The 21460-nt window shown below is 71.3% G+C and carries 19 protein-coding genes and 1 pseudogene; 16 read left to right on the top strand and 4 right to left on the bottom strand.

The genetic code is table 11. The annotated features are described in order from the left end of the window. The first annotated feature begins 53 nt into the window (after positions 1-53). The 8 genes and pseudogenes from KOI47_RS25420 to KOI47_RS25390 all read left to right on the top strand — a co-directional run bounded on the left by KOI47_RS25420 (position 54) and on the right by KOI47_RS25390 (position 8993). Positions 54-1285, top strand: a pseudogene (locus KOI47_RS25420) (cytochrome P450 family protein). 23 nt (positions 1286-1308) lie between these two features. Then, on the top strand, positions 1309-2598 hold the full coding sequence (locus KOI47_RS25415) for an adenosylmethionine--8-amino-7-oxononanoate transaminase (protein WP_216208369.1): 1290 nt from the start codon (positions 1309-1311) through the stop codon (positions 2596-2598). 396 nt (positions 2599-2994) lie between these two features. Next, positions 2995-5202 (top strand): bifunctional SulP family inorganic anion transporter/carbonic anhydrase, encoded by a 2208-nt coding sequence (locus tag KOI47_RS25410; protein ID WP_216217547.1) that lies wholly within the window; start codon positions 2995-2997, stop codon positions 5200-5202. 52 nt (positions 5203-5254) lie between these two features. Next, positions 5255-5977, top strand: coding sequence for a dethiobiotin synthase (gene bioD, locus KOI47_RS25405; RefSeq protein ID WP_216208366.1), 723 nt, complete (start codon positions 5255-5257; stop codon positions 5975-5977). Between the two features lie 88 nt (positions 5978-6065). Continuing rightward, on the top strand, positions 6066-7103 hold the full coding sequence (gene bioB, locus KOI47_RS25400; RefSeq protein WP_216208363.1) for a biotin synthase BioB: 1038 nt from the start codon (positions 6066-6068) through the stop codon (positions 7101-7103). Positions 7104-7105: 2 nt separating this feature from the next. Further along, positions 7106-7309 carry a biotin synthase auxiliary protein BsaP gene (gene bsaP, locus KOI47_RS36630; protein WP_232376918.1) on the top strand — a complete coding sequence of 68 codons (204 nt, stop codon included), beginning with the start codon at positions 7106-7108 and terminating at the stop codon, positions 7307-7309. Between the two features lie 159 nt (positions 7310-7468). Further along, positions 7469-7939, top strand: a complete 471-nt coding sequence (locus KOI47_RS25395; protein WP_216217546.1) for a DUF2567 domain-containing protein — start codon at positions 7469-7471, stop codon at positions 7937-7939. A gap of 13 nt (positions 7940-7952) precedes the next feature. Then, a complete protein-coding gene (locus tag KOI47_RS25390; protein ID WP_232376245.1) occupies positions 7953-8993 on the top strand; it encodes a M48 family metallopeptidase in 1041 nt (346 codons plus the stop codon). Between the two features lie 173 nt (positions 8994-9166). Here KOI47_RS25390 and KOI47_RS25385 read toward each other — a convergent pair whose 3' ends face one another. Continuing rightward, positions 9167-9883, bottom strand: coding sequence for an LON peptidase substrate-binding domain-containing protein (locus KOI47_RS25385; RefSeq protein ID WP_216208356.1), 717 nt, complete (start codon positions 9881-9883; stop codon positions 9167-9169). 10 nt (positions 9884-9893) lie between these two features. Next, the gene (locus KOI47_RS25380) at positions 9894-10604 is read right to left on the bottom strand and encodes an NUDIX hydrolase (RefSeq protein ID WP_408629953.1); all 711 of its coding nucleotides are present in this window, start codon (positions 10602-10604) and stop codon (positions 9894-9896) included. 90 nt (positions 10605-10694) lie between these two features. Here KOI47_RS25380 and nadA point away from each other — a divergent pair, with 90 nt between their 5' ends. From nadA to KOI47_RS25360, 4 genes are all read left to right on the top strand, one after another. Continuing rightward, a complete protein-coding gene (nadA, locus tag KOI47_RS25375; protein ID WP_216217545.1) occupies positions 10695-11702 on the top strand; it encodes a quinolinate synthase NadA in 1008 nt (335 codons plus the stop codon). Beyond that, positions 11702-13351 carry an L-aspartate oxidase gene (locus tag KOI47_RS25370; RefSeq protein ID WP_216208350.1) on the top strand — a complete coding sequence of 550 codons (1650 nt, stop codon included), beginning with the start codon at positions 11702-11704 and terminating at the stop codon, positions 13349-13351. The genes nadA and KOI47_RS25370 overlap by 1 nt, the downstream gene beginning before the upstream one ends. Next, positions 13348-14241 carry a carboxylating nicotinate-nucleotide diphosphorylase gene (gene nadC, locus KOI47_RS25365; protein ID WP_216208346.1) on the top strand — a complete coding sequence of 298 codons (894 nt, stop codon included), beginning with the start codon at positions 13348-13350 and terminating at the stop codon, positions 14239-14241. Before KOI47_RS25370 ends, nadC begins: the two co-directional genes overlap by 4 nt. 69 nt (positions 14242-14310) lie before the next feature. Continuing rightward, positions 14311-14976: a LuxR C-terminal-related transcriptional regulator gene (locus KOI47_RS25360; protein WP_232376244.1), complete on the top strand. Its 666-nt coding sequence runs from the start codon at positions 14311-14313 to the stop codon at positions 14974-14976. Between the two features lie 162 nt (positions 14977-15138). On the opposite strand, the gene KOI47_RS25355 is transcribed toward KOI47_RS25360, so the two are convergent. Next, positions 15139-15942, bottom strand: coding sequence for a carbon-nitrogen hydrolase family protein (locus KOI47_RS25355; protein ID WP_216217544.1), 804 nt, complete (start codon positions 15940-15942; stop codon positions 15139-15141). An 86-nt stretch (positions 15943-16028) separates the two neighbouring features. On the opposite strand from KOI47_RS25355, the gene hisD reads away from it, so the two are divergent. Genes hisD through KOI47_RS25335 form a run of 4 tightly spaced genes read left to right on the top strand, consistent with a single transcriptional unit; the run spans position 16029 to position 19204 of the window. Next, on the top strand, positions 16029-17354 hold the full coding sequence (gene hisD, locus KOI47_RS25350) for a histidinol dehydrogenase (RefSeq protein WP_216208339.1): 1326 nt from the start codon (positions 16029-16031) through the stop codon (positions 17352-17354). Next, positions 17351-18448 (top strand): histidinol-phosphate transaminase, encoded by a 1098-nt coding sequence (locus KOI47_RS25345; protein WP_216208336.1) that lies wholly within the window; start codon positions 17351-17353, stop codon positions 18446-18448. The genes hisD and KOI47_RS25345 overlap by 4 nt, the downstream gene beginning before the upstream one ends. Further along, a complete protein-coding gene (gene hisB / locus KOI47_RS25340; RefSeq protein ID WP_216208334.1) occupies positions 18445-19044 on the top strand; it encodes an imidazoleglycerol-phosphate dehydratase HisB in 600 nt (199 codons plus the stop codon). The genes KOI47_RS25345 and hisB overlap by 4 nt, the downstream gene beginning before the upstream one ends. Before the next feature lies 1 nt (position 19045). Next, entirely contained in the window at positions 19046-19204 is a 159-nt protein-coding gene (locus KOI47_RS25335) for a hypothetical protein (RefSeq protein ID WP_216208331.1), read from the top strand. 24 nt (positions 19205-19228) lie between these two features. Here KOI47_RS25335 and KOI47_RS25330 read toward each other — a convergent pair whose 3' ends face one another. Next, positions 19229-21433, bottom strand: coding sequence for an MMPL family transporter (locus KOI47_RS25330; protein WP_216208328.1), 2205 nt, complete (start codon positions 21431-21433; stop codon positions 19229-19231). Positions 21434-21460: the final 27 nt, after the last annotated feature.

The raw sequence follows: 21460 nt of genomic DNA, 5'->3' as shown, positions 1-21460 counted from the left end.
CCCGGGGTCCGGCCTGCCCGTTGGCCTGGGTGACGGTCAATCACCCGCTCGGCATGCGGAGGGCACACGTGCGGTCAGTGGACGAACCCATCCGGCTCGACCTGGACTACATCCAGGACCCGCACACGGTCGCCGACCTGATGCGGCCCGAGGGGCCGGTGCGACCCGCGATCATGCCCCGTGGCCTGCGGGTCTGGCTGGTGACCAGCTACGCCGACGCCAGGGCGCTGCTGGCCGACCCGCGGGTGAGCAAGGACTACCGCAAGGCGCAGCCGTTGTTCCAGCGACGGGCCAGCACCCCGGACCGGCCCGCGGCCTACTTCACCGAGTCCCTGGTCGCGCACATGCTGAACACCGACCCGCCGGATCACACCCGGCTGCGCAAGCTGGTGAACAAGGCCTTCACCGCGCGTACGGTGGCCGGGCTGCGGCCGCGGATCGAGCAGATCACCGGGGAGCTGCTGGACGAGATGGCCCGCGCGGACACCGTGGACCTGCGCGAGTCGCTGGCGTTCCCACTGCCGATCACGGTGATCTGCGAGCTGCTCGGCATCCCGGAGAAGGAACGGGACACCTTCCGGGACTGGTCGACCGTCCTGGTCTCCTCGCTGCCGGGGGAGGAGATCAGGGACGCCTCCTCGAAGATGGCCGAGTACCTGACCGGGCTGATCGCGGCCAAGCGGGCCGCCCCGGCCGAGGACCTGCTCTCCGGCCTGGTGCACGCCACCGACGAGGGAGACCAGCTCTCCGAGACCGAGCTGGTCTCGATGGCCTTCCTGCTGCTGCTCGCCGGGCACGAGACCACGGTGAACCTGATCGGCAACGGGGTACTGGCCCTGCTGCGCAACCCCGAGCAGCTCGCCGCGTTGCGCGCCGATCCCGGCCTGCTGCCGAACGCGGTCGAGGAGTTCCTGCGTTACGAGGGCCGGTGAACATCGCCACCCTGCGGTTCACCACCGACCCGGTGCAGGTCGGGGAGGTGGAGATTCCGGCCGACGAGTTCGTGATGATCTCCCTGCTCGCCGCGAACCGGGATGGCGACCGGTTTCCCGATCCGGCCCGGCTGGACGTCACCAGGCCACCCGGCGGGCATCTCGCCTTCGGGCACGGCATCCACTACTGCGTTGGTGCCCCGCTGGCCAGGCTGGAGGGCGAGGTCGCGATCGGCGGACTGCTGGAGCGCTTCCCCCGGCTGCGGCTGGCCGCCGAACCGGCCGAGTTGCGGTGGCGGGACAGCACCCTGATGCGAGGGCTGGAGACCTTGCCGGTGCGGCTGCGTGGCTGAACCGGGCCGCTAGGGTTCCGGGCATGGCTGCGCACACCCCGGAGGAACTGCTCGCGCTGGACAGCAGGCATGTCTGGCACCCCTACGGCCCGATGCCAGGCCAGGTCGAGCCACTGCTGGTGACCGAGGCCTCCGGAGTGCGGTTGCGCCTTGCCGACGGGCGGGAGCTGGTGGACGGGATGTCCTCCTGGTGGTCGGCGATCCACGGCTACCGGCACCCCGTGCTGGATGCCGCCATGGCCGAGCAGGCAGGGCGGATGAGCCACGTGATGTTCGGCGGGCTCACTCACGAGCCTGCGATCTCGCTGGCGACCTCGCTAGTGGAGATCACCCCGGAACCCCTGCGGCACGTGTTCCTGTGCGACTCCGGCTCGGTATCGGTCGAGGTCGCGATCAAGATGTGCCTGCAGTACTGGCGGTCGATGGGGCGCACGGACAAACGCAGGCTGCTGACCTGGCGCGGCGGCTACCACGGGGACACCTTCCACCCGATGAGCGTGTGCGATCCCGAGGGCGGGATGCACTCGCTGTGGCGCGGGGTGCTGCCGGAGCAGGTGTTCCTGCCCGCACCGCCCGCGGGTTTCGCCACGCCCCCTGACCAGTCCTATCTGGACGCGATGACCGAGGCGATCGAGCGGCACGCGGACGAGCTGGCCGCGGTGATCGTCGAGCCGATCGTGCAGGGTGCGGGCGGGATGCGCTTCCACCATCCCGGATACCTGCGTGCGCTGCGGGAGGTGACCGAGGCCAACGGCGTACTGCTGATCTTCGACGAGATCGCCACCGGCTTCGGCCGCACCGGTGCGCTGTTCGCCGCCGAGCACGCCGGGGTCGCCCCCGATGTGCTCTGCCTCGGCAAGGCACTCACCGGGGGCTACCTGACCATGGCCGCGACCCTGTGCTCGGGGGAGGTCGCCGATGGCATCTCCCGCGGCGAGCTCCCGGTGCTGGCGCACGGCCCCACCTTCATGGGCAACCCGCTGGCCGCGGCGCTGGCGAATGCGTCCATCGGGTTGCTGCGCGAGCACGACTGGGCGGCCGAGGTGCGCCGGATCGAAGGGCTGCTGCGCGAGGGCCTGGCCCCGGCAAGGGAGCTGCCCGGAGTGGTGGACGTGCGGGTGCTCGGTGCGATCGGGGTGATCCAGCTCGACCACGAGGTGGACCTGGCGCGGGCCACCGAGGCGGTGACCGCACAGGGCGTGTGGTTGCGGCCGTTCCGGGACATGGTTTACACAATGCCGCCTTATGTCACCGGTAACACCGATGTTGCGGCTATCACCTCCGCGATGATTGCGGCTGCCCGGGTGGGCTAACCCAATCCGCCAGGGTGAAGGCGAATATATATCACCCGATCGTGTGCTTTTTGTTGAAATTACAGCTATTTTCTCTGGTTTTGATCACCTGCTGTGACAACTAATGGCCGGTGATTCATATGTGTCCTGAGACCTAGCACACACTCGACTGGTCGCGCGACGCCTGGTCGTGCTCACCTTCCGGCTAATTCCATGTGAAAAGAACATGAGAAGTTTTTTAGGGACCGGACATTTCACGCGTTTTCCGGTTGTCTGGTGGACAAGCGGTTCATCCGGGTCGTCATTGCCGCCGGCTCGACACGTGCGCACCGCGTGCCGGCATACCAAGAAGCGGAGGTTTACATGACGAAAACGACCAACGACGATGCTGTGCCGCGGCGGGTCGGGCCGCGGCTGATGGCTTTTGCCATCCTGCGCTACGACGTACCCGCATCGCTGGTCGTCTTCCTGGTCGCGATTCCGCTGTCCCTCGGGATCGCACTGGCCTCTGGGGCCCCGATCGTCGCGGGGCTGATCGCCGCGATCGTGGGTGGCATCCTCGCCGGTGCGGTCGGCGGGTCCCCAATGCAGGTCAGCGGGCCTGCCGCCGGGCTCACCGTGATCATGGCGGGCATCATCGACCAGTTCGGCTGGGCGGCGACCTGTGCCATCACGGTGGCCGCGGGGGCGTTGCAGATCCTGCTGGGGCTGAGCCGGATCGCCCGTGCCGCACTGGCCATCGCCCCGGCGATCGTGCACGGCATGCTGGCCGGCATCGGCGTGACCATCGTGCTGGGCCAGCTGCACATCGTGCTCGGTGGCTCGCCGCAGAGCTCCGCGATCGACAACATCCTCGAACTGCCGGGGCAGATCATCGGTCACCACGACACGGCGGCGCTGATCGGGCTGCTGACCATCGGCATCCTGCTGGTCTGGGGCAAGCTGCCGGCCGCGGTGCGCAAGGTGCCCGGTCCGCTTGCGGCGATCGCCGTGGTCACCGTGCTGGCCACCACCACGGGGATGACCCTGGACCGGGTGTCCCTTCCGGACGACCTGCTGTCCGTCGCCCTGGTCCCGCGGCTGCCGGAAGGGGGCTGGCTGGAGATCGGGCTGGCCGTGCTCACCGTGGCGCTGGTGGCCAGCGTGGAAAGCCTGCTGTGCGCGGTGGCCGTGGACAAGCTGCACACCGGTCCGCGCAGCAACCTCAACCGTGAGCTCGTCGGCCAGGGAGTGGCGAACATGACCTCAGGGGCCGTGGGCGGGCTACCGGTCACCGGTGTCATCGTGCGCAGCTCGGCCAACGTGAGCGCGGGCGCGCGCACCAGGGCCTCGGCGATCCTGCACGGGGTGTGGGTGCTGGTGTTCGTGCTCCTGCTCGCCGGGCTGATCGAGAACATCCCGCTGGCGGCGCTGGCCGGGCTGCTCGTGCACGTCGGCGCCAAGCTGGTCAACTGGCAGCAGATCCGGACCGTGGCCGAGCACGGCGACCTGCCGCTGTACCTGGTGACGCTGTTCGGTGTGGTGTTCGTGGACCTGCTTTCCGGGGTGCTGATCGGGGTCGCGTTGTCGGTGTTCATGATGCTGCGCCGCACGATCTGGTCCGGCATCCACGTGGAGCAGGACGGTGGCCAGTACCGGGTGGTGATCGAGGGGGCGCTGACCTTCCTTTCCGTGCCGCGGCTGTCCAAGGTGCTCGGTACCGTCCCGCAGGGCAGCGCGGTGACCCTGGAACTGGTCGTCGACTACCTGGACCACGCGGCCTTCGACAGCCTGGCCAGCTGGCAGCAGGCACACGAGCGGGCAGGCGGCACCGTGGTGGTGGACGAGGTCGGCCACCCGTGGTTCGAGCGTGGCAAGTCCGGCTCGCCGACCGTGCGCAGGGAGGCGGCGGGCAAGGTGATGCCCCGCTGGCTCGCGCCCTGGTCGGAGTGGCAGGCCAACCACGCCGTGCCGCAGGTACCCGGTCAGCGGATCGGCCCCACCGCGACCTTCCGCGGGACCTCGGAGTTCCAGCGGCGGACCGCCCCGCTGATGCAGCCGACGCTGAGCAGGCTCGCCGACGGACAGCAGCCGCACACCCTGTTCATCACCTGCGTGGATGCCCGGATCGTGCCGAACGTGATCACCACCAGCGGCCCAGGCGACCTGTTCACCGTGCGCAACGTGGGCAACCTGGTGCCCTCCTCCGGCGGCGCGGCGGACGACTCCTCGGTTGGCGCCGCGGTGGAGTACGCGGTCGGCGTGCTCAAGGTGCGGGAGGTGGTGGTCTGCGGGCACTCCAGCTGCGGTGCGATGAACGCGCTGCTGGCAGAGTCCCCGGAGGGGATGCCGCACTTCGGCAACTGGCTGCGGTACGCCGAGCCCAGCAGGCTGCGGATGCAGGCGGCGTCCTCGGTCACCCTGGCCGGCCGGGAGCCGGTCGCCGAGGCCGAGCGGCTCGCCCTGCACAACGTGCTGCAACAGCTGGAGCACCTGCGCAGGCATCCGGTGGTCGCCGCCGCCGAGGCCCGTGGTGACCTGCACCTGACCGGCATGTACTTCGACGTCGGTGCCGCCCAGGTGTACCTGTTCGAACCCGGGGCCGGTGGCTTCGTCGCCGCCGGGACCCACGCCGAGATGCCCTGAACGAGCGAGGTGGCTAGGCGGCGGCGGTGGCCGGTGGTACTACTGTGCAGCCGTGAGCGTGCTGGTGGTCGCCGGAACAGGAACCGGCGTCGGAAAAACGGTGGTTACCGCGGCCATCGCCGCGCTCGCCGCGCATCGCGGCGAGCGGGTGGCCGTACTGAAGCCGGCGCAGACCGGGGTGGCCCCGGACGAGCCGGGGGACCTCGCCGAGGTCCGCAGGCTCGCGGGTGAGCTGCCGACCCGCGAGCTGCGCCGGTACCCCGATCCGCTGTCCCCTGAGGCGGCGGCGCGGCGCGCCGGCCTGCCGCCGGTGACCCCGGCGGAGGCCGCTCAGGCCGCCACCGAGCTGCATGCCGAGCACGACCTGGTGCTGGTCGAGGGCGCGGGCGGGCTGCTGGTGCGGTTCGACCCGGACGGTGGAACCCTCGCCGACGTCGCCTGGTCGCTCGGCGCGCTGGTGCTGGTGGTGGCCGAGGCCGGGCTCGGCACGTTGAACGCCACGGCGCTGACCGCCGAGGTCGCCACCCGCCGCGGCCTGCACGTTGGCGGGGTGGTGCTCGGGTCCTGGCCACCGGAGCCGGACCTCGCGGCCAGGTCGAACGTCACCGATCTGCCGGTGGCGGCTGGTGCCCCGCTGCTCGGCGCGCTTCCCGCCGGGCTTGGCCGCGCCACCAGGGCGGAGTTCCTCGAGGAGGCCCGGCGCGGGCTGTCCCCGTGGTTCGGCGGGCGATTCGACCCGGAGCGCTTCGCGGCGGGTACGGCCGCGCCGACGTGATCCCGGTCGCTGTGTGCCGCGGCACCCGTCGGGCACACTCAACCGTCAGCCACGAGCCGGTAGACAACCATCTCGAAGAGGAGTTCTCGTGACCGCAGCACCGGAACAGGCGAGCCCGGACGCTCCCGGGGCCGACATCCTCGCGGTGGCCCGCGAGCAGGTGCTCGGCCGTGGAGAGGCCCTTTCCGAGCAGCAGCTCCTGCGGGTGCTGCGGATCGAGGAGGGGCGACTGCCCGAGCTGCTGGAACTGGCGCACGAGGTGCGGATGCGCTGGTGCGGGCCGGAGGTCGAGGTCGAGGGCATCATCAGCCTGAAGACCGGGGGCTGCCCCGAGGACTGCCATTTCTGCTCGCAGTCCGGCCTGTTCCCGACCCCGGTGCGGGCCGCCTGGCTGGACATCCCCGGCCTGGTCACCGCGGCACGGCAGACCAAGGCCACCGGCGCCACCGAGTTCTGCATCGTGGCTGCCGTGCGCGGGCCGGACAAGCGGCTGATGTCCCAGGTGCGGGACGGCATCCGGGCCATCCGCGAGGACGGCAACGACATCCAGATCGCCTGCTCGCTCGGCATGCTCACCCAGGAGCAGGTGGACGAGCTGGTCGAGATGGGGGTGCACCGCTACAACCACAACCTGGAGACCGCCCGTTCGCACTTCCCCCAGGTGGTGACCACGCATACCTGGGAGGAACGCTGGGAGACCCTGCGGATGGTCGCCGAGGCCGGGATGGAGGTGTGCTGCGGCGGCATCATCGGTATGGGCGAGACGCTGGAGCAGCGCGCGGAGTTCGCCGCCCAGCTCGCGTCGCTGGAGCCGCACGAGGTGCCGATGAACTTCCTGATCCCCAACCCGGGCACGCCCTACGAGGACTACCCGGTGGTGGAGGGCAAGGAGGCGCTGCGCACCATCGCCGCGTTCCGGCTGGCGCTGCCGAGGACGATCCTGCGGTTCGCGGGCGGCCGGGAGCTGACGCTCGGTGACCTCGGCGCCGAGCAGGGCATGCTCGGCGGCATCAACGCGATCATCGTCGGCAACTACCTCACCAACCTCGGCAGGCCGGCACAGCGGGACCTGGACATGCTCGGTGACCTGCAGATGCCGATCAAGGCCCTGAACGAGACCTTGTGACGATGTTCTGTACCTGGTGCGGAGTCCCCGAGGATGAGGCGGACCACGGGTCCTGCCGGCAGCGGCTGGCGCTGGTGGACCCGCCCCGGTTCTGCCGCGAGTGCGCCCGCCGGATGATCGTGCAGGTGACCCCGGGCGGTTGGACGGCGCGATGCAGCCGACACGGTGAGTCATCCTCTTCGGATTCCCTGGAGGCGACCAGCTAGTCTCCCTTGGATGGGGCGAGTCGCGCGCAGGAGGTCCGCACGGTGACAGGGTCGTCGGTCGACGAACGCCGGGAGCCGGGCGAGCCGGCTGGATCCTTCCCACTCGTCCGGCGGGAACCGCCCAAGGTCAAGGTCAAGGCCGACCTGCTGCCGGGCATCATGGTGTTGTCCATGGTCGGGTTGCTCGGCATTCCGCTGGGCTGGATCTGGTCCCGGCTGGCGCCACCGCAACGCGAGCGGGTGGTCTCCAGCGACCGGCGGATCCCGCTGCAGCTGGAGAGCTGGCACCGGTTCGACGACCTGGTGCTGTACGCGCTGCTCGGCCTCGCCGCGGGCATCGTGACCGGGGTGGTGGTCTGGCTGCTGCGCGAGCGCCGTGGCCCGGTGATGCTGCTCGCCGCGGTGGCCGGCTCGGTGCTGGCGGGCTGGCTCGGCACCCGGATGGGCCCTTCCTTCGCCCAGGGCCTGTACACGGTCACCGAGGCACCACAGATCGGGGACGTGGTGGAGCAGGCGCCGGTGCTGGAGTCGGTATGGGTACTGCTCGCGCAGCCGATGGCGGTCGCGCTGGTCTACGGCCTGCTCGCCGCCTGGAATGGGCAGGACGACCTCGGACGCAGGCTGGGTTAGCTATGGTGGCAGGGTGCCGGAAGACGACAGCGAAAGCCACATAGAGCAGACCACGACGAGGGTACGGTTCCCCGGGATCAGCCCGCGGGCCTACGAACATCCGGTCGACCGGGGTGCGCTGGCCACCTTGCGCATGGTTCCCGGTTTTGCCGAGGTGCTGAAGACGCTGTCCGGGTTCTTCAACGAACGCGGCGAGCGACTGATGGCACTGGGTTCCGCCATCCGGGTGGGGCCGAGCCAATATCCCGAACTGGACCGGCTGCGGCACGACTGTGCCGAGACGCTGGACATCGAGCGGGTGCCGAACCTGTTCGTGACGCGGGACCCGCGCAGCACGATGACCACACTCGGGATGGACGAGCCGTTCATCCTGGCGACCACCGGGATGGTCGAGGCACTGGACGTCGAGGGGCTGCGCTTCGCTATCGGCCAGCAGATGGGGCACGTGCTGTCCGGGCACGCGGTCTACACCACCATGCTGCACCGGTTGCTCAGCCTGCAGCTCAGCATGTCCTGGACCCCGATCAGTGCGCTCGGGCTGCGCGCGGTCATCGCCGCCTTGCACGAGTGGTACCGCAAGGCCGAGCTGTCCTGTGACCGGGCCGGGCTGCTGTGCGGCCAGGACCCCGCGGCCGCGCTGCGCACGCATATCCTGCTGGCAGGCGGGATCGACCCCGCGCAGGTGGACATCCCTTCCTTCCTGCAGCAGGCCAGCGAGTACGAGTCGGTGGAGGACATCAGGGACAGCCTGCTGAAGCTGCGTAACGTCGAGCTGACCTCGCACCCGCTGGCCGTCGTCCGGGCCTCGCAGTTGCAGAAGTGGGCCGCATCCGAGGAGTACCGGGCGATCCTGGCCGGGGACTACCCCCGGCGGGACACCGACCCACCGGGAGCCACCTGGTCCGAGGACGTGAAGTCGGCGGCGAAGTCCTACCGGGACTCCTTTGTCGCCTCCACCGACCCGCTGGCCAAGGTGTTCGCCGGAGTGGGCGAGGCCGTCTCCGATGCCGCGGGCAAGGTGTGGAACAAGTTCGGTTCCCGTAGCGAGGACTGAGCCCAGCTCACCCGGCGTGTTTGCCGCCCACGTCCGCGTGTTTGCCGCCCACGTCCGCGTGTTTGCCGTCTGCGTACGCGAGTTTGCTCCCCACGTACGCGAGTTTGCCGTTCCCGTAAGGGGTCCGCGCGGGAACGGCAAACACGTGCGCGTGGCGGGCAAACACACCGGGGTCAGTTGAGGTTGGTGGGGGTGCTGAGGCCGGTGAGCTCGGCGGGCGGGGCGGGTATGGCGCGCAGGGCGGAGAGGAAGCCGGCCTCCCTGGTCAGCAGGCGGCAGACCAGTTGCAGCCTGCGCAACGGCTGGGCCTCTTCGAGGAGCTTCTGCCGGTCGGTCAGCGGCAGCAGGCAGTCCCCGGCGAGCAGGTAGGCCAGGTCGGCGAGGTCGACGTCCTCCGGCGGCGCGCTCCAGTCCGCACGGTCCCATGCGGCCTCGCAGTATCGCCGGTGCGCCGCCCTGGCCGCCGCGCTCAGCTGCGTGATCGCCGCGTCCGCCCCGCGCGGCACCGGATCGTCGTCCAGCCACTCGATCGAACCGACCAGGTAGGGCGCGGCGTCGGTGCGGATGTCCAGCAGCCGGAACCGGCGCCGCCCGGTGGTCACGATGTCGAACCGGCCGTCGGGCAGCCGCTTGGCCTCGCGCAGTTCCGCCGCGCAGCCGACCCCGAACACCTGCCCGGTCGTCTCCACCTCGTGCGTAGCTGGCATCCGGATCGCGACGATCCCGAGCCGCTTGTCCGGCACCGTGCCGGTGATCAGGTCCGCGGTGAGCTGGCGGTAGCGCGGCTCGAAGATGTGCAGCGGCAGGTGCGCGCTGGGTAACAGCACCGTCTGCAGCGGGAACAACGGCAGGGTCTGCCGCTGGTCCCCTTCCGGTGCTGTATCGGCCACGCCCCCAACGTTACGACGAGGTAGGGCGGCGTGCTGACCGACGACCGCGTCCGGTCTGCTTCTCCGGCGGCCGGAACACCGCAAACGGATCGGTCACCTGCATCCCCTCGCCGGTGAAGGTGAACAGTGCCGCCGGCCTGCCTCCCGCCTTGCCGGAAGGCGCCGTGCCGCCGGTCGGGGACAGCAGCCCGCGGCGGGAGAGCACCCGCTGCAGGTTGGTGGCCGACACCCGGTAGCCGAGCGCGGCCGAGTACAGCTCGCGCAGCGAGGAGATGGTGAACTCCGCCGGTGCCAGCGCGAAACCGAGGTTGGTGTAGCTCAGCTTCGCGCGCAGCCGTTCCCGCGCGCGCAGCACGATCGCCTCGTGGTCGAAGGCCGTGCGCGGCAGGGTGTCCACCGGGTGCCACTCCGTGTCCTCCGGTACCTCCGGATCGACCCCTGCGGGAACCAACCCCAGGAATGCGGTGGCCACCACCCTGGGTCCCGGCACCCGGTCCGGCGCGCTGAACACGGCCAGCTGCTCCACATGGGTGAGCTGCTTGACGTCCACCTTCTCGGCCAGCTGCCGCCGGATGGAGGTCTCCACGTCCTCGTCAGGGCGCAGCCTGCCACCCGGCAGCGACCAGCGGCCGATATGCGGATCGAGGGCGCGCCGCCACAGCAGCACCCGCAGTGTGGCGGAACGCACCTGAAGCACCGCGGCCAGAACCTCGTGTGCCAGGGGGGCACTGCTGTTAATATGGCTACGCACGGTTTTCGATTGTAAGACGAAAACCGGGACGCAGTCTAGGAGGTCCCGATGGCCGACACCATGACTCTGGAGTCCGACGAGCTCACCCCGATGGGCGGGGTCGAACCGGACGCGGCGTGGGCGGACGAGGTGCGCAGGCTCGCCGAGGAACGCAACGCGGTGCTGCTCGCGCACAACTACCAGCTGCCGGAGATCCAGGAGATCGCCGACCACACCGGAGACTCGCTCGCGCTCAGCCGGATCGCCGCGGCCAGCGACGCCTCCACGATCGTGTTCTGCGGGGTGCACTTCATGGCGGAGACCGCCAAGATCCTCTCCCCGGACAAGACCGTGCTCATCCCGGACGCGCGGGCCGGTTGCTCGCTCGCCGACTCGATCACCGGCGCCCAGCTGCGCGAGTGGAAGGCCGAGCACCCCGGTGCGGTGGTGGTCTCCTATGTGAACACCACGGCCGAGGTGAAGGCGGAGACCGACATCTGCTGCACCTCATCCAACGCGGTGGACGTGGTGGCGTCCATCCCGGCCGAGAAGGAGGTGCTGTTCTGCCCGGACCAGTTCCTCGGTGCGCACGTCAAGCGCGAGACCGGCAGGGAGAACCTGCACATCTGGGCCGGTGAGTGCCATGTGCACGCCGGGATCAACGGGCCCGAGCTCGCCGAGCGCGCCGCGGCCGATCCGGACGCCGACCTGTTCATCCACCCGGAGTGCGGCTGCGCCACCTCGGCGCTCTACCTCGCAGGGGAGGGCGCGGTCCCGCAGGACAAGGTCCGGATCCTGTCCACTGGCGACATGGTGCGCGCCGCGCGGGACACCGAGGCCCGCTCGGTACTGGTTGCCACCGAGATCGGCATGCTGCACCAGCTGCGCAAGGCCGCGCCGGAGATCGACTTCCGGGCGGTGAACGACCGTGCGTCCTGCCGCTACATGAAGATGATCACTCCGGCCGCGCTGTTGCGCTCGCTGCGCGCGGGCGCCGACGAGGTGCATGTGGACGAGGTCACCGCGGAGCGCGCACGGGCCTCGGTACGCCGGATGATCGAGATCGGCACTCCCGGTGGCGGCGAGTGATGTCGGTTAACATCTCAGAGTCGAAAACTCCCCGCTGGGAGGCGCGGGCCGACCTGATCGTCCTCGGCAGCGGGGTCGCCGGGCTGACCGCCGCGCTGCGTGCCCGCGAACTCGGTCTGCGCGTGCTGGTGGTGACCAAGGCCGAAATCGGGGACGGCAGCACCCGGCTTGCCCAGGGCGGGGTGGCCGTCGTGCTGGACGGGGAGCACGAGGAGGGCGACTCGGTCGCCCGGCATGCCGCCGACACGCTGGCCGCCGGCGGCGGGCTGAGCGAACCGGCCGCCGTGCGCGCCATCCTGGAGCAGGGACCCGCCGCGGTCGCCCGGCTGCGGGCCAGGGGAGCCCGGTTCGACCCCTCGGCCGAGGGTTCCGGCCTGGCCAGGACCAGGGAGGGCGGGCACACCGCCTTCCGGGTGATCCACGCGGGCGGGGACGCCACCGGAGCCGAGGTGGAACGCGCCCTGGTCGCCACGGCCGCTGGCACGCGGGTGCCGGTGCTGGAGGGGCATATCGCGGTGGACGCCCTGCGCACCCCGCTCGGCGAGGTCGCCGGGGTCACCGTGCTGGACCCGGCCGGGGTGCCCGGTGTGCTGCGTGCCCCGGCGCTGCTGCTCGCCACCGGCGGTCTCGGCCAGCTCTACCAGGCCACCTCCAACCCCGAGGTGGCCACCGGTGACGGCCTTGCGCTGGCGCTGCGGGCCGGGGCGCTCGCCGCCGATGTCGAGTTCGTGCAGTTCCACCCGACCGTGCTCTACACCCCCGGCGCGCGGGGCCGCTGCCCCCTGGTCACCGAGGCGGTGCGCGGGGAGGGCGCGGTGCTGGTGGACGGGGCGGGCCGCCCGGTGATGCACGGGGTGCACCCGCTCGGCGACCTGGCCCCGCGGGATGTGGTGTCCGCGGCCGTCACCAGGCGGATGGCACAGGCGCCGGGCGGTGTCGACGACCACGTGTTCCTCGACGCCACCGGGATCCCCCGGTTCGCGGACCGGTTCCCCACCGTGCATGCGGCCTGCCTCGCCGCCGGGGTGGACCCGGTGACCGAGCCCATCCCGGTGACCCCCGCCGCGCATTTCGCCTGCGGCGGCGTGGTCACCGGAACCGACGGCCGCACCGATGTGTGCGGGCTCTACGCGGCCGGTGAGGTGGCGAGGACCGGGCTGCACGGCGCCAACCGGCTGGCCTCCAACAGCCTGCTCGAGGGCCTGGTGCTGGGTGAGCGCGCCGCGGCGGCGGTGGCGGCGGACCTGGCAGCCGGGCTGTTGCCGGACCCCCGGCACGGGCGGCCACCGGCGAGCGAGGTGGCCCCGGTGGCGCAGCGGGACCGGCTGCAGCGGGTGATGAGCCGGTACGCGGCCATCGGCAGGGACGCCGACGGGCTGGCCGTGGTCGGGTCGGTGCTCGACCTCTCCGCCCAGGACAGTCCGATGTGGACACCGGAGGTGGTCGAGGACGCCGCGCTCACGCTGATCGCCGGGGCACTGGTGGCCGCGGCGGCCCGGCGCACCGAGTCCCGCGGTTGCCACGTGCGCACCGACTTCGCCGAGCGGGACGACGGCTCCTGGCGGCGCAGCCAGCTGATCCGGCTGAGCCCCTCCGGGCAGCCGGTGCTCGCCGACCCGATCCCGGCGAAGCGGGTGGCCTGCGCATGAACGAGGAGCTCCGGCAGCTCGAGCCCGCGGAGGTGCGCCGCATCGTGGAACTGGCGCTGGCCGAGGACCTGCGCTACGGCCCGGACGCGACCACCGAGGCCACGGTGCCGGCCGGTGCGGTGGCCACGGCCGAGCTGACCCCGCGCGAGCCCGGGGTGCTCGCCGGGATCCCGCTGGCGCTGGCGGTGTTCGAGACCGTGCTCGGACCCCGCTACCAGGTGCTGGACCAGCGCACGGACGGGGCGAAGCTGGTGGCAGGGGAACCCGCGCTGGTGCTGCGTGGTGAGATCCGTGGCCTGCTGACCGCCGAGCGCACCGCGCTGAACCTGCTGTGCCACCTCTCCGGGATCGCCACCGCCACCGCGGCCTGGGTGTCCGCCGTGGCGGGTACCGGCTGCGCGATCCGGGACTCCCGCAAGACCCTGCCAGGGCTGCGGCTGGCGCAGAAGTACGCGGTGCGCTGCGGGGGCGGGGTGAACCACCGGTTCGGGCTCGGTGACGCGGTGCTGATCAAGGACAACCACGTGGTCGCGGCCGGTTCGGTTACCGCCGCGCTGCGCCAGGCAAGGGAGCGGGCGCCGGGCCTGGCCTGCGAGGTCGAGGTGGACGATCTCGACCAGCTTGCCGAGGCGCTGGCCGCGGGTGCGGACGAGGTGCTGCTGGACAACTTCACGCCGGAGGACTGTGCCCGCGCGGTGCGTCACCGGGATCGGGTGGCGCCCGGCACCCGGCTGGAAGCCTCCGGCGGCCTCCGCCTGGAGAACGCGGCGGGCTACGCGCGGACGGGGGTCGACTACCTTGCCGTCGGCGCCCTCACGCACTCGGCACCCGCGGTGGATCTCGGGATGGATCTACCTTGCGGACAGCACACGTCCGATTGGCGTATGTAGTGTCGCCGAACGGCGCAGAACCCAACATGGGGAATGGAAAAAGCCGCGCCGGGCAGGGACGATAGCGGAGTGACGGAGACGACAACCGCTGTTCCGGCCCGTATCCGGGTCGGTGTGATCGAAGATCATCCGCTGTACCGGCAGGCCGTGGCGCGCGTGCTCGAGGAGGCGGCCGACATCGAGCTGGGGGTCGTAGCCGAGTCGGTCGGCGAGTTCGCCATGCGCAGACAACCGCCGGGGGGCGTGGTGGTGCTGGACCTCAAGCTGCGCGGGGTCGCCGACAGCGCCGCCGTGATGGAGGTGGCGGGCATGGGACACCGGGTGCTCGTGGTCTCCGCGCACGCAGGCAAGGAGGAGGTGCTGGCCGCGGTCACCGCCGGTGCCCGCGGATACCTATCCAAGGACTCCGACGGCGAGGAGATCCTCGGCGCCGTCCGGCAGATCGCCTCCGGTAACTCCTATGTCTCGCCCATGCTGGCCTCGTTCGTGCTCAGCTCGGCCCGGGAGCGCGGGGGCGGTCAGCAGCTGGTGCTGTCCGAACGGGAGCGGCAGGTGCTTTCCCTGCTCGCCGCGGGGGAGCGGGACCAGGACATCGCGGAGGCCATGGCGATCAGCGTGCGCACCGTCCGCTCCTACCTGGACCGGATCAGGGACAAGACCGGCAGGCGGCGCAGGCCGGAGCTGACCAGGCTGGCGATCGAGGAGGGGATCGCGGCCCAGCCGCCGGTGCACTAGCTGTGTTGAAGAAGGCGCGCGGTCTCGAACCCGGCTACGGGCCGTGCTCTGGTCACGGGCTGGTGCGCTGGGTGGGCCAGCGGCCCGCAGCCGGGTTCGCGAGGTCTGCGGCCGGGACACGCGCCCCCGCATCACCTCGGTCAACCCCCTCTTGAACAGCTCCTAGCTGTTGCGGGTCAGCCGCCGGTTGGCCAGCACCGCGGTGGCGGTGCGCGACTTCGCGGCCAGCTCCGGGTCCACCTCGGCGACCAGCTGGCCCGCGCCCGCGCCCAGCTGCGTGTGGATGCCGCCGAACGGGTCGGCAACGGTGGAGTAGCCGATCCCGGTCGGCGCCTTCGGGTTGACCTGGATCCCGGTGACCGCAGGGTCGGCCTGCCCGCAGCCGAGTACCCAGGTGCCGGAGTCCAGCGCGCGGGCCCGCACCAGCAGCTCCCACTGCTCCCGCTTGCCCGTCCCTGCTCCCCAGGAGGCCGGCAGGACCACCGCCGCGGCACCGGACTCGGCCAGTGCCTGGAACAGCTCGGGGAAGCGCACGTCGTAGCAGGTGGCGAAGCCGAGCGTGACCCCGTCCAGCTCGAGGGTGACCGGCTCCGAGCCACCCGCCACCGTGTCCGACTCGCGGAAGCCGAATGCGTCGTACAGGTGGATCTTGTCGTAGCCGCGGTGCGCACCCCGCCCGGTGATCAGCAGGGTGTTGCGCACCCGCTCCCCGTCCGGGGTGAACATTCCGGCGACCACCAGCACGCCGTGCTCCCGCGCGATCTCCGCGACCGCGCTCGCCCATGGCCCGTCCAGCGGCTGCGCGAGCGGGGCCAGCGGTACCCCGAACCGGGCCATCATGGCCTCCGGGAACACCACCACCTCGGCACCCTCGCCCGCGGCCTTGGCCACTTCGACCCTGATCAGCTCCAGGTTGTCCGCGGGGTCGTCACTCGACGTGAGCTGGCACAGCCCGATGCGCAGCACGGTCACCTCCGGGGTATCGACGTCCGGCTCCCCCGAGTATGCCGGTGTGCGCCGGTGCCCAGCGGCCACCTCGTACCCTTGGGGCCATGCTGAATCGCACCGACCTGCGGGGTCGCGTCCCCTCGCCAGCCGAACTGCGCGCCACGTTGCCGCGCGCCGAGGTCGATGTGGACGTCGCACTGCATCAGGTGCGGCCGGTGGTGGAGGCGGTGCGTGACCGCGGGGTACCCGCCGTGCTGGAGTTCACCGAGCGGTTCGACGGGGTGCGCCCCGGCGGGGTGCGGGTGCCGGCCGCGGAGCTGGAACGGGCGCTGGCCGAGCTGGACCCCGCGGTGCGCGCGGCGCTGGAGGAGTCGATCGCGCGGGCCAGGCTGGTGCACGCCGACCAGCGTCGCGCCGATGTCACCACCCAGGTGACCGCGGGTGGCATGGTGACCGAGCGCTGGGTGCCGGTGGGCAGGGTGGGGCTGTACGCCCCCGGCGGGCTGGCGGTGTACCCCTCCAGCGTGGTGATGAACGTGGTGCCCGCGCAGGTCGCGGGGGTGGGTTCGCTGGTGGTGTGCTCTCCGCCGCAGGCCGAGTTCGGTGGGCTGCCGCACCCGACCATCCTGGCCGCCGCCGCGCTGCTGGGCGTGGACGAGGTGTGGGCGGTCGGCGGGGCGCAGGCCGTGGCGCTGCTGGCCTACGGCGGCACCGACACCGACGGCAGCCCGCTGGAGCCGGTCGACCAGGTGACCGGGCCGGGCAACATCTACCTGACCGCGGCGAAGCGGATGCTGCGCGGGCTGATCGGGATCGACTCCGAGGCCGGGCCCACCGAGATCGCGATCCTCGCGGACGAGACCGCCGATCCGGTACACGTCGCCGCCGACCTGATCAGCCAGGCCGAGCACGACACCCTGGCGGCCAGCGTGCTGGTCACCACCTCCGAGGCGCTGGCCGACGCGGTGGACGCCGAGCTCGCGCGCCGGGTCGCGGCCACCAAGCACACCGAGCGGGTGACCGAAGCGCTGCGCGGCAAGCAGTCCGGCATCGTCCTGGTGTCCACTGTGGATGACGGATTGCGGGTGGTGGACGCCTACGCGGCCGAGCACCTCGAGATCCAGACCGCCGACGCGAGGGCCCTGGCCGCCAGGGTGCGCAACGCCGGTGCCGTGTTCGTCGGGCCCTACTCCCCGGTCTCCCTCGGCGACTACTGCGCCGGGTCCAACCACGTGCTGCCAACCGGCGGGTTCGCCAGGCACTCCTCGGGGCTGTCGGTGCAGAGCTTTCTGCGCGGCATCCACGTGGTGGACTACAGCGCGGAGGCGCTGCGCGAGGTGGCGGGCAAGGTGGTCGCGCTCGCCGAGGCCGAGGACCTCCCCGCGCACGGCGAGGCCGTGACCGCCCGGTTCCCGGAGGGCGGCCGATGAACGGCGACGAGGTGACCCTGGACGAGCTGCCGCTGCGGGATGACCTGCGCGGCCGCACCCCGTACGGCGCCCCGCAGCTGGACGTGCCGGTCCGGCTGAACACCAACGAGAACCCGTATCCTCCGCCTGCCGAGCTGGTCGAGGACGTGACCGCGGCGGTGCGGCAGGCCGCCGCGGGGCTGCACCGCTACCCGGACCGGGACGCCGTGGAGCTGCGCAGGGACCTGGCGAGCTACCTCTCCGGGGCCACCGGCGTCGCGCTGACCGAGCGGAACCTGTGGGCGGCCAACGGTTCCAACGAGATCCTGCAACAGCTGCTGCAGGCCTTCGGCGGGACGGGGCGCACCGCGCTGGGCTTCGAGCCCTCCTACTCGATGCACCCGATCATCGCGGCCGGGACGCGCACCGAGTGGCTGCCGGCCCCGCGCAGGCCGGACTTCACCCTGGACCCCGGCCGGGCCGCGGAGATCGTCGCCGAGCGTGCGCCGGACGTGGTGTTCCTGACCAGTCCGAACAACCCGACCGGTGGCTCCGTCCCGCTGCCCGAGCTGGAACCGGTGCTGCGCGCCGCACCGGGGATCGTGGTGGTGGACGAGGCCTACGCGGAGTTCTCCGCGCAACCGAGTGCGGTGCGGCTGCTCGCGGACCACCCGGCCAAGCTGATCGTCTCCAGGACGATGAGCAAGGCCTTCGCCTTCGCGGGCGGTCGGGTCGGCTATCTCGCCGCCGCGCCCGCGATCGTGGACGCGCTGCAACTCGTGCGGCTGCCGTACCACCTCTCGGTGCTGACCCAGGCGGCCGCGCGCGCCGCGCTCCGGCACGCCGAAGCCACCCTGGCCTCGGTCGCCCGGCTGGCCGCGGAACGTGACCGGGTGGCCGAGGAGCTGCGGGGACTGGGTTTCGCCCCGGTGCCCAGCGATGCCAACTTCGTGCTGTTCGGGCCGTTCGCCGACGCTTCCGCGTCCTGGAGGTCTTATGTGGACAATGGGGTGCTGATCAGGGATGTCGGTATCGAGGGTCACCTGCGGGTGACCATCGGCACCCCCGAGGAGAATGACGCGTTCCTGGCTGCGAGCAAGGAGGTCCCGCGGTGAGCCGGATCGGCAGGGTGGAGCGAACCACCAAGGAGTCCTCGATCCGGATCGAGGTCGATCTGGACGGAACCGGGCAGGTCGAGGTGAGCACCGGGGTGCCGTTCTACGACCACATGCTGCATTCCTTCGGCGTGCACGGCTCGCTGGACCTGCGGATCGAGGCCGAAGGGGATGTGCACATCGACGCGCACCACACGGTGGAGGACACCGCGATCGTGCTCGGCACGGCGATCCGCGAGGCGCTCGGCGAGAAGAAGGGGATCCGGCGTTTCGGCGACGCCTGGATCCCGATGGACGAGACCCTGGCGCATGCCGCGATCGACGTCTCCGGCAGGCCGTACTGCGTGCACCTCGGCGAGCCGGAGCAGTTCGGCACCTTCACCATCGGCGGGAACTACCCGTTCGTGCTCACCAGGCACGTGTTCGAAAGCCTGAGCTTCCACGCGGGGATCGCGCTGCACGTGCGGGTGCTGCACGGCCGCGACCCGCACCATATCGCCGAGGCACAGTACAAGGCGGTGGCAAGGGCGCTGCGCGCCGCGACCGAACCGGACCCGCGTGCCGGCGGCGTCCCGTCCACGAAGGGTGTGCTCTGAGTTGTCCAACGAGTGGATCGCGGTCCTGCTGCTGGCGCTCGCCGGGTTCCTTGTCGGCGGCGTGTACAGCATGTGGAAGACCGCGAAGGCGTTCGCGATCCTGCTCGGGATCGCGGCCGCCCTCGCGGTCGGTGGCGCCGTCGTCTGGCTGTCCAGCTAACCGGGCGCGCCTTCTCGAACACAGCTAGCCAGGCGCGGGCTGGAGGTCCCTGCGCTCGGGGTCGGTGTCCCCGTCCAGCGCCGCGGTGAGCTTCTCACCCTCGACGTCCACATTCGGCAGCAGCCGGTTCAGCCAGCGGGGGATCCACCAGGCTCCCCTGCCGAGCAGGGACATCAGCGCGGGCACGATGGTCATCCGGATCACGAAGGCGTCCACCGCCACGCCGAAGGCCAGCGCGAAGCCGATCGACTGGATCAGTGACTCGTCGGAGAGCACGAAGCCGGCGAACACGCTGATCATGATCAGCGCGGCGGCCACGACCACCCGCGACCCGTGCCGGAACCCGGTGATCATCGCCTGGTCCGGCGCGGCGCCGTGCACGTGCTCCTCGCGCATCCTGGTGACTAGGAACACCTGGTAGTCCATGGCGAGGCCGAACAGTACCCCGATCAGCAGGATCGGCAGCATGCTCATGATCGGCCCGGTGGACTCGACCCCGAACAGGTCGGTCAGCCAGCCCCACTGGAACACCGCGACCACGGCGCCGAAGGTGGCCGCGACCGAGCCGAGGAAGCCGATGGTGGCCTTCAGCGGCACGATGATCGAGCGGAACACCAGCATCAGCAGGATGAACGCCAGGCCGACGATCAGGGCGAGGTAGGGCAGCAGTGCGTCGGCCAGCTTCTCCGAGACGTCGATGTTCATCGCGGTCTGGCCGGTGACCGAGAGGTCCGCACCGGTGGCCGAGCGCAGCGGCCCTGCCTGGTCGCGGATGTCGGCGACGAGGTCCTCGGTCGCCTGGCTGCTCGGCCCGCTCTGCGGGATCACGGTGAGCAGCGCGGTGTTGCCCTGCGGGTTGACCGTCGGCGGGGCCACGTTGGCGACATCGTCCAGGCCGTTGATCCGCTGCGCGGCCTGCAGGGCGGCCTGCTGAGCGGTGGCCGCGTCGCCGGTGTCGATGACCACCGTCAGCGGCCCGTTGGCGCCTTCCCCGAAGGACTCGCTGACCAGCTCGTAGGCCTGGTGCCGGGTGTCCTCCGGCGCGGCGTTGCTGTCATTGGGCAGGCCGAGTTGCATATCGGTGGCCGGGATCGCGACGACCACCAGTCCGGCCAGCGCCGCGAGCAGTACCGGGACCCTGCGCCGCGCGACCAGCGTCGCCCAGCGCTGTCCCAGGGTCGGCTTGCCGGAGTCCTCCCGGTTGCGCAGGCCCGGGATGCGGCCGCCGAGTATCCGCTTGCCGGCGAAACCGAGCACCGCGGGCAGCAGGGTGAGCGCGATCAGCACTGCGATGGCCACGGTGGCCGCCGCCGCGATTCCCATCTCGCCGAGGAACGGAATGCCCACCACGACGAGCCCGGCCAGCGCCACGATGACGGTCAGCCCGGCGAACACCACGGCTGAGCCCGCGGTGCCCGCGGCGCGGCCCGCGGCCTGCTCGGGGTCCCGGCCGACGCTCAGCTCGTGCCGGTACCGGGAGACGATGAACAGCGCGTAGTCGATACCGACCGCGAGCCCGATCATCAGCGCGAGGATCGGGGTGTTGGAGTTCAGCTCGGCGAAGCCCGAGGTGACCATGATCCCGGCCATCCCGACGCCGACCCCGATCAGCGCGGTCAGCAGCGGCAGGCCCGCCGCGATCAGCGAGCCGAAGGTGATCAGCAACACCACGGCCGCGACCACGACCCCGATCACCTCGGTGGGCTGGGTTTCCGGCATACCCTGGACGGCGTCCCCGCCGAACTCGACCTGTAGTCCGGCCGCGCGTCCTGGTTCGGCCGCGGACAGCAGCGCCTCGCGGTCGGCCTCGGACAGCTCGAAGCCCATGACCTGGTAGCTCACCTGGGCGAGTGCCACGCTGCCGTCCGGGGAGATCGCCTTGGCCTGGAACGGATCCGCGACGTTCGCCACCTCGGGAGCGTCGCGTAGCCGGTTCACCACCTGCTCGATGGCCGCGCGGTTGGCCGGGTCGGCGACGGTCTCTCCCTCCGGGGCTGCCATGACCACCCGCGCGGTTCCGCCGCCTGCCGCGGCCTGCGGGAAGCGCTCGGAGAGGTGGTCGATCGCCTGCTGGGACTCGGTACCAGGGATCGAGATCGAGTTGGTCAGCTGGCCGGACAGGGTGAGCGCGCCCACACCGAAGGCGGCCAGGATCGCGATCCAGATCCCCGCGACGAGCTTGCGCCGCCGGAAGGAGAACCGGCCGAGCCGGTAGAGGAAGGTGGCCACGGGCAAGGACTCCGTTCGTATGCCGTC

It is taken from the genome of Amycolatopsis aidingensis (assembly GCF_018885265.1).
Classification (GTDB): domain Bacteria; phylum Actinomycetota; class Actinomycetes; order Mycobacteriales; family Pseudonocardiaceae; genus Amycolatopsis; species Amycolatopsis aidingensis.
Note: the sequence above shows the minus strand (reverse complement) of the source record. Positions and strands in the feature narration are given on the sequence as shown.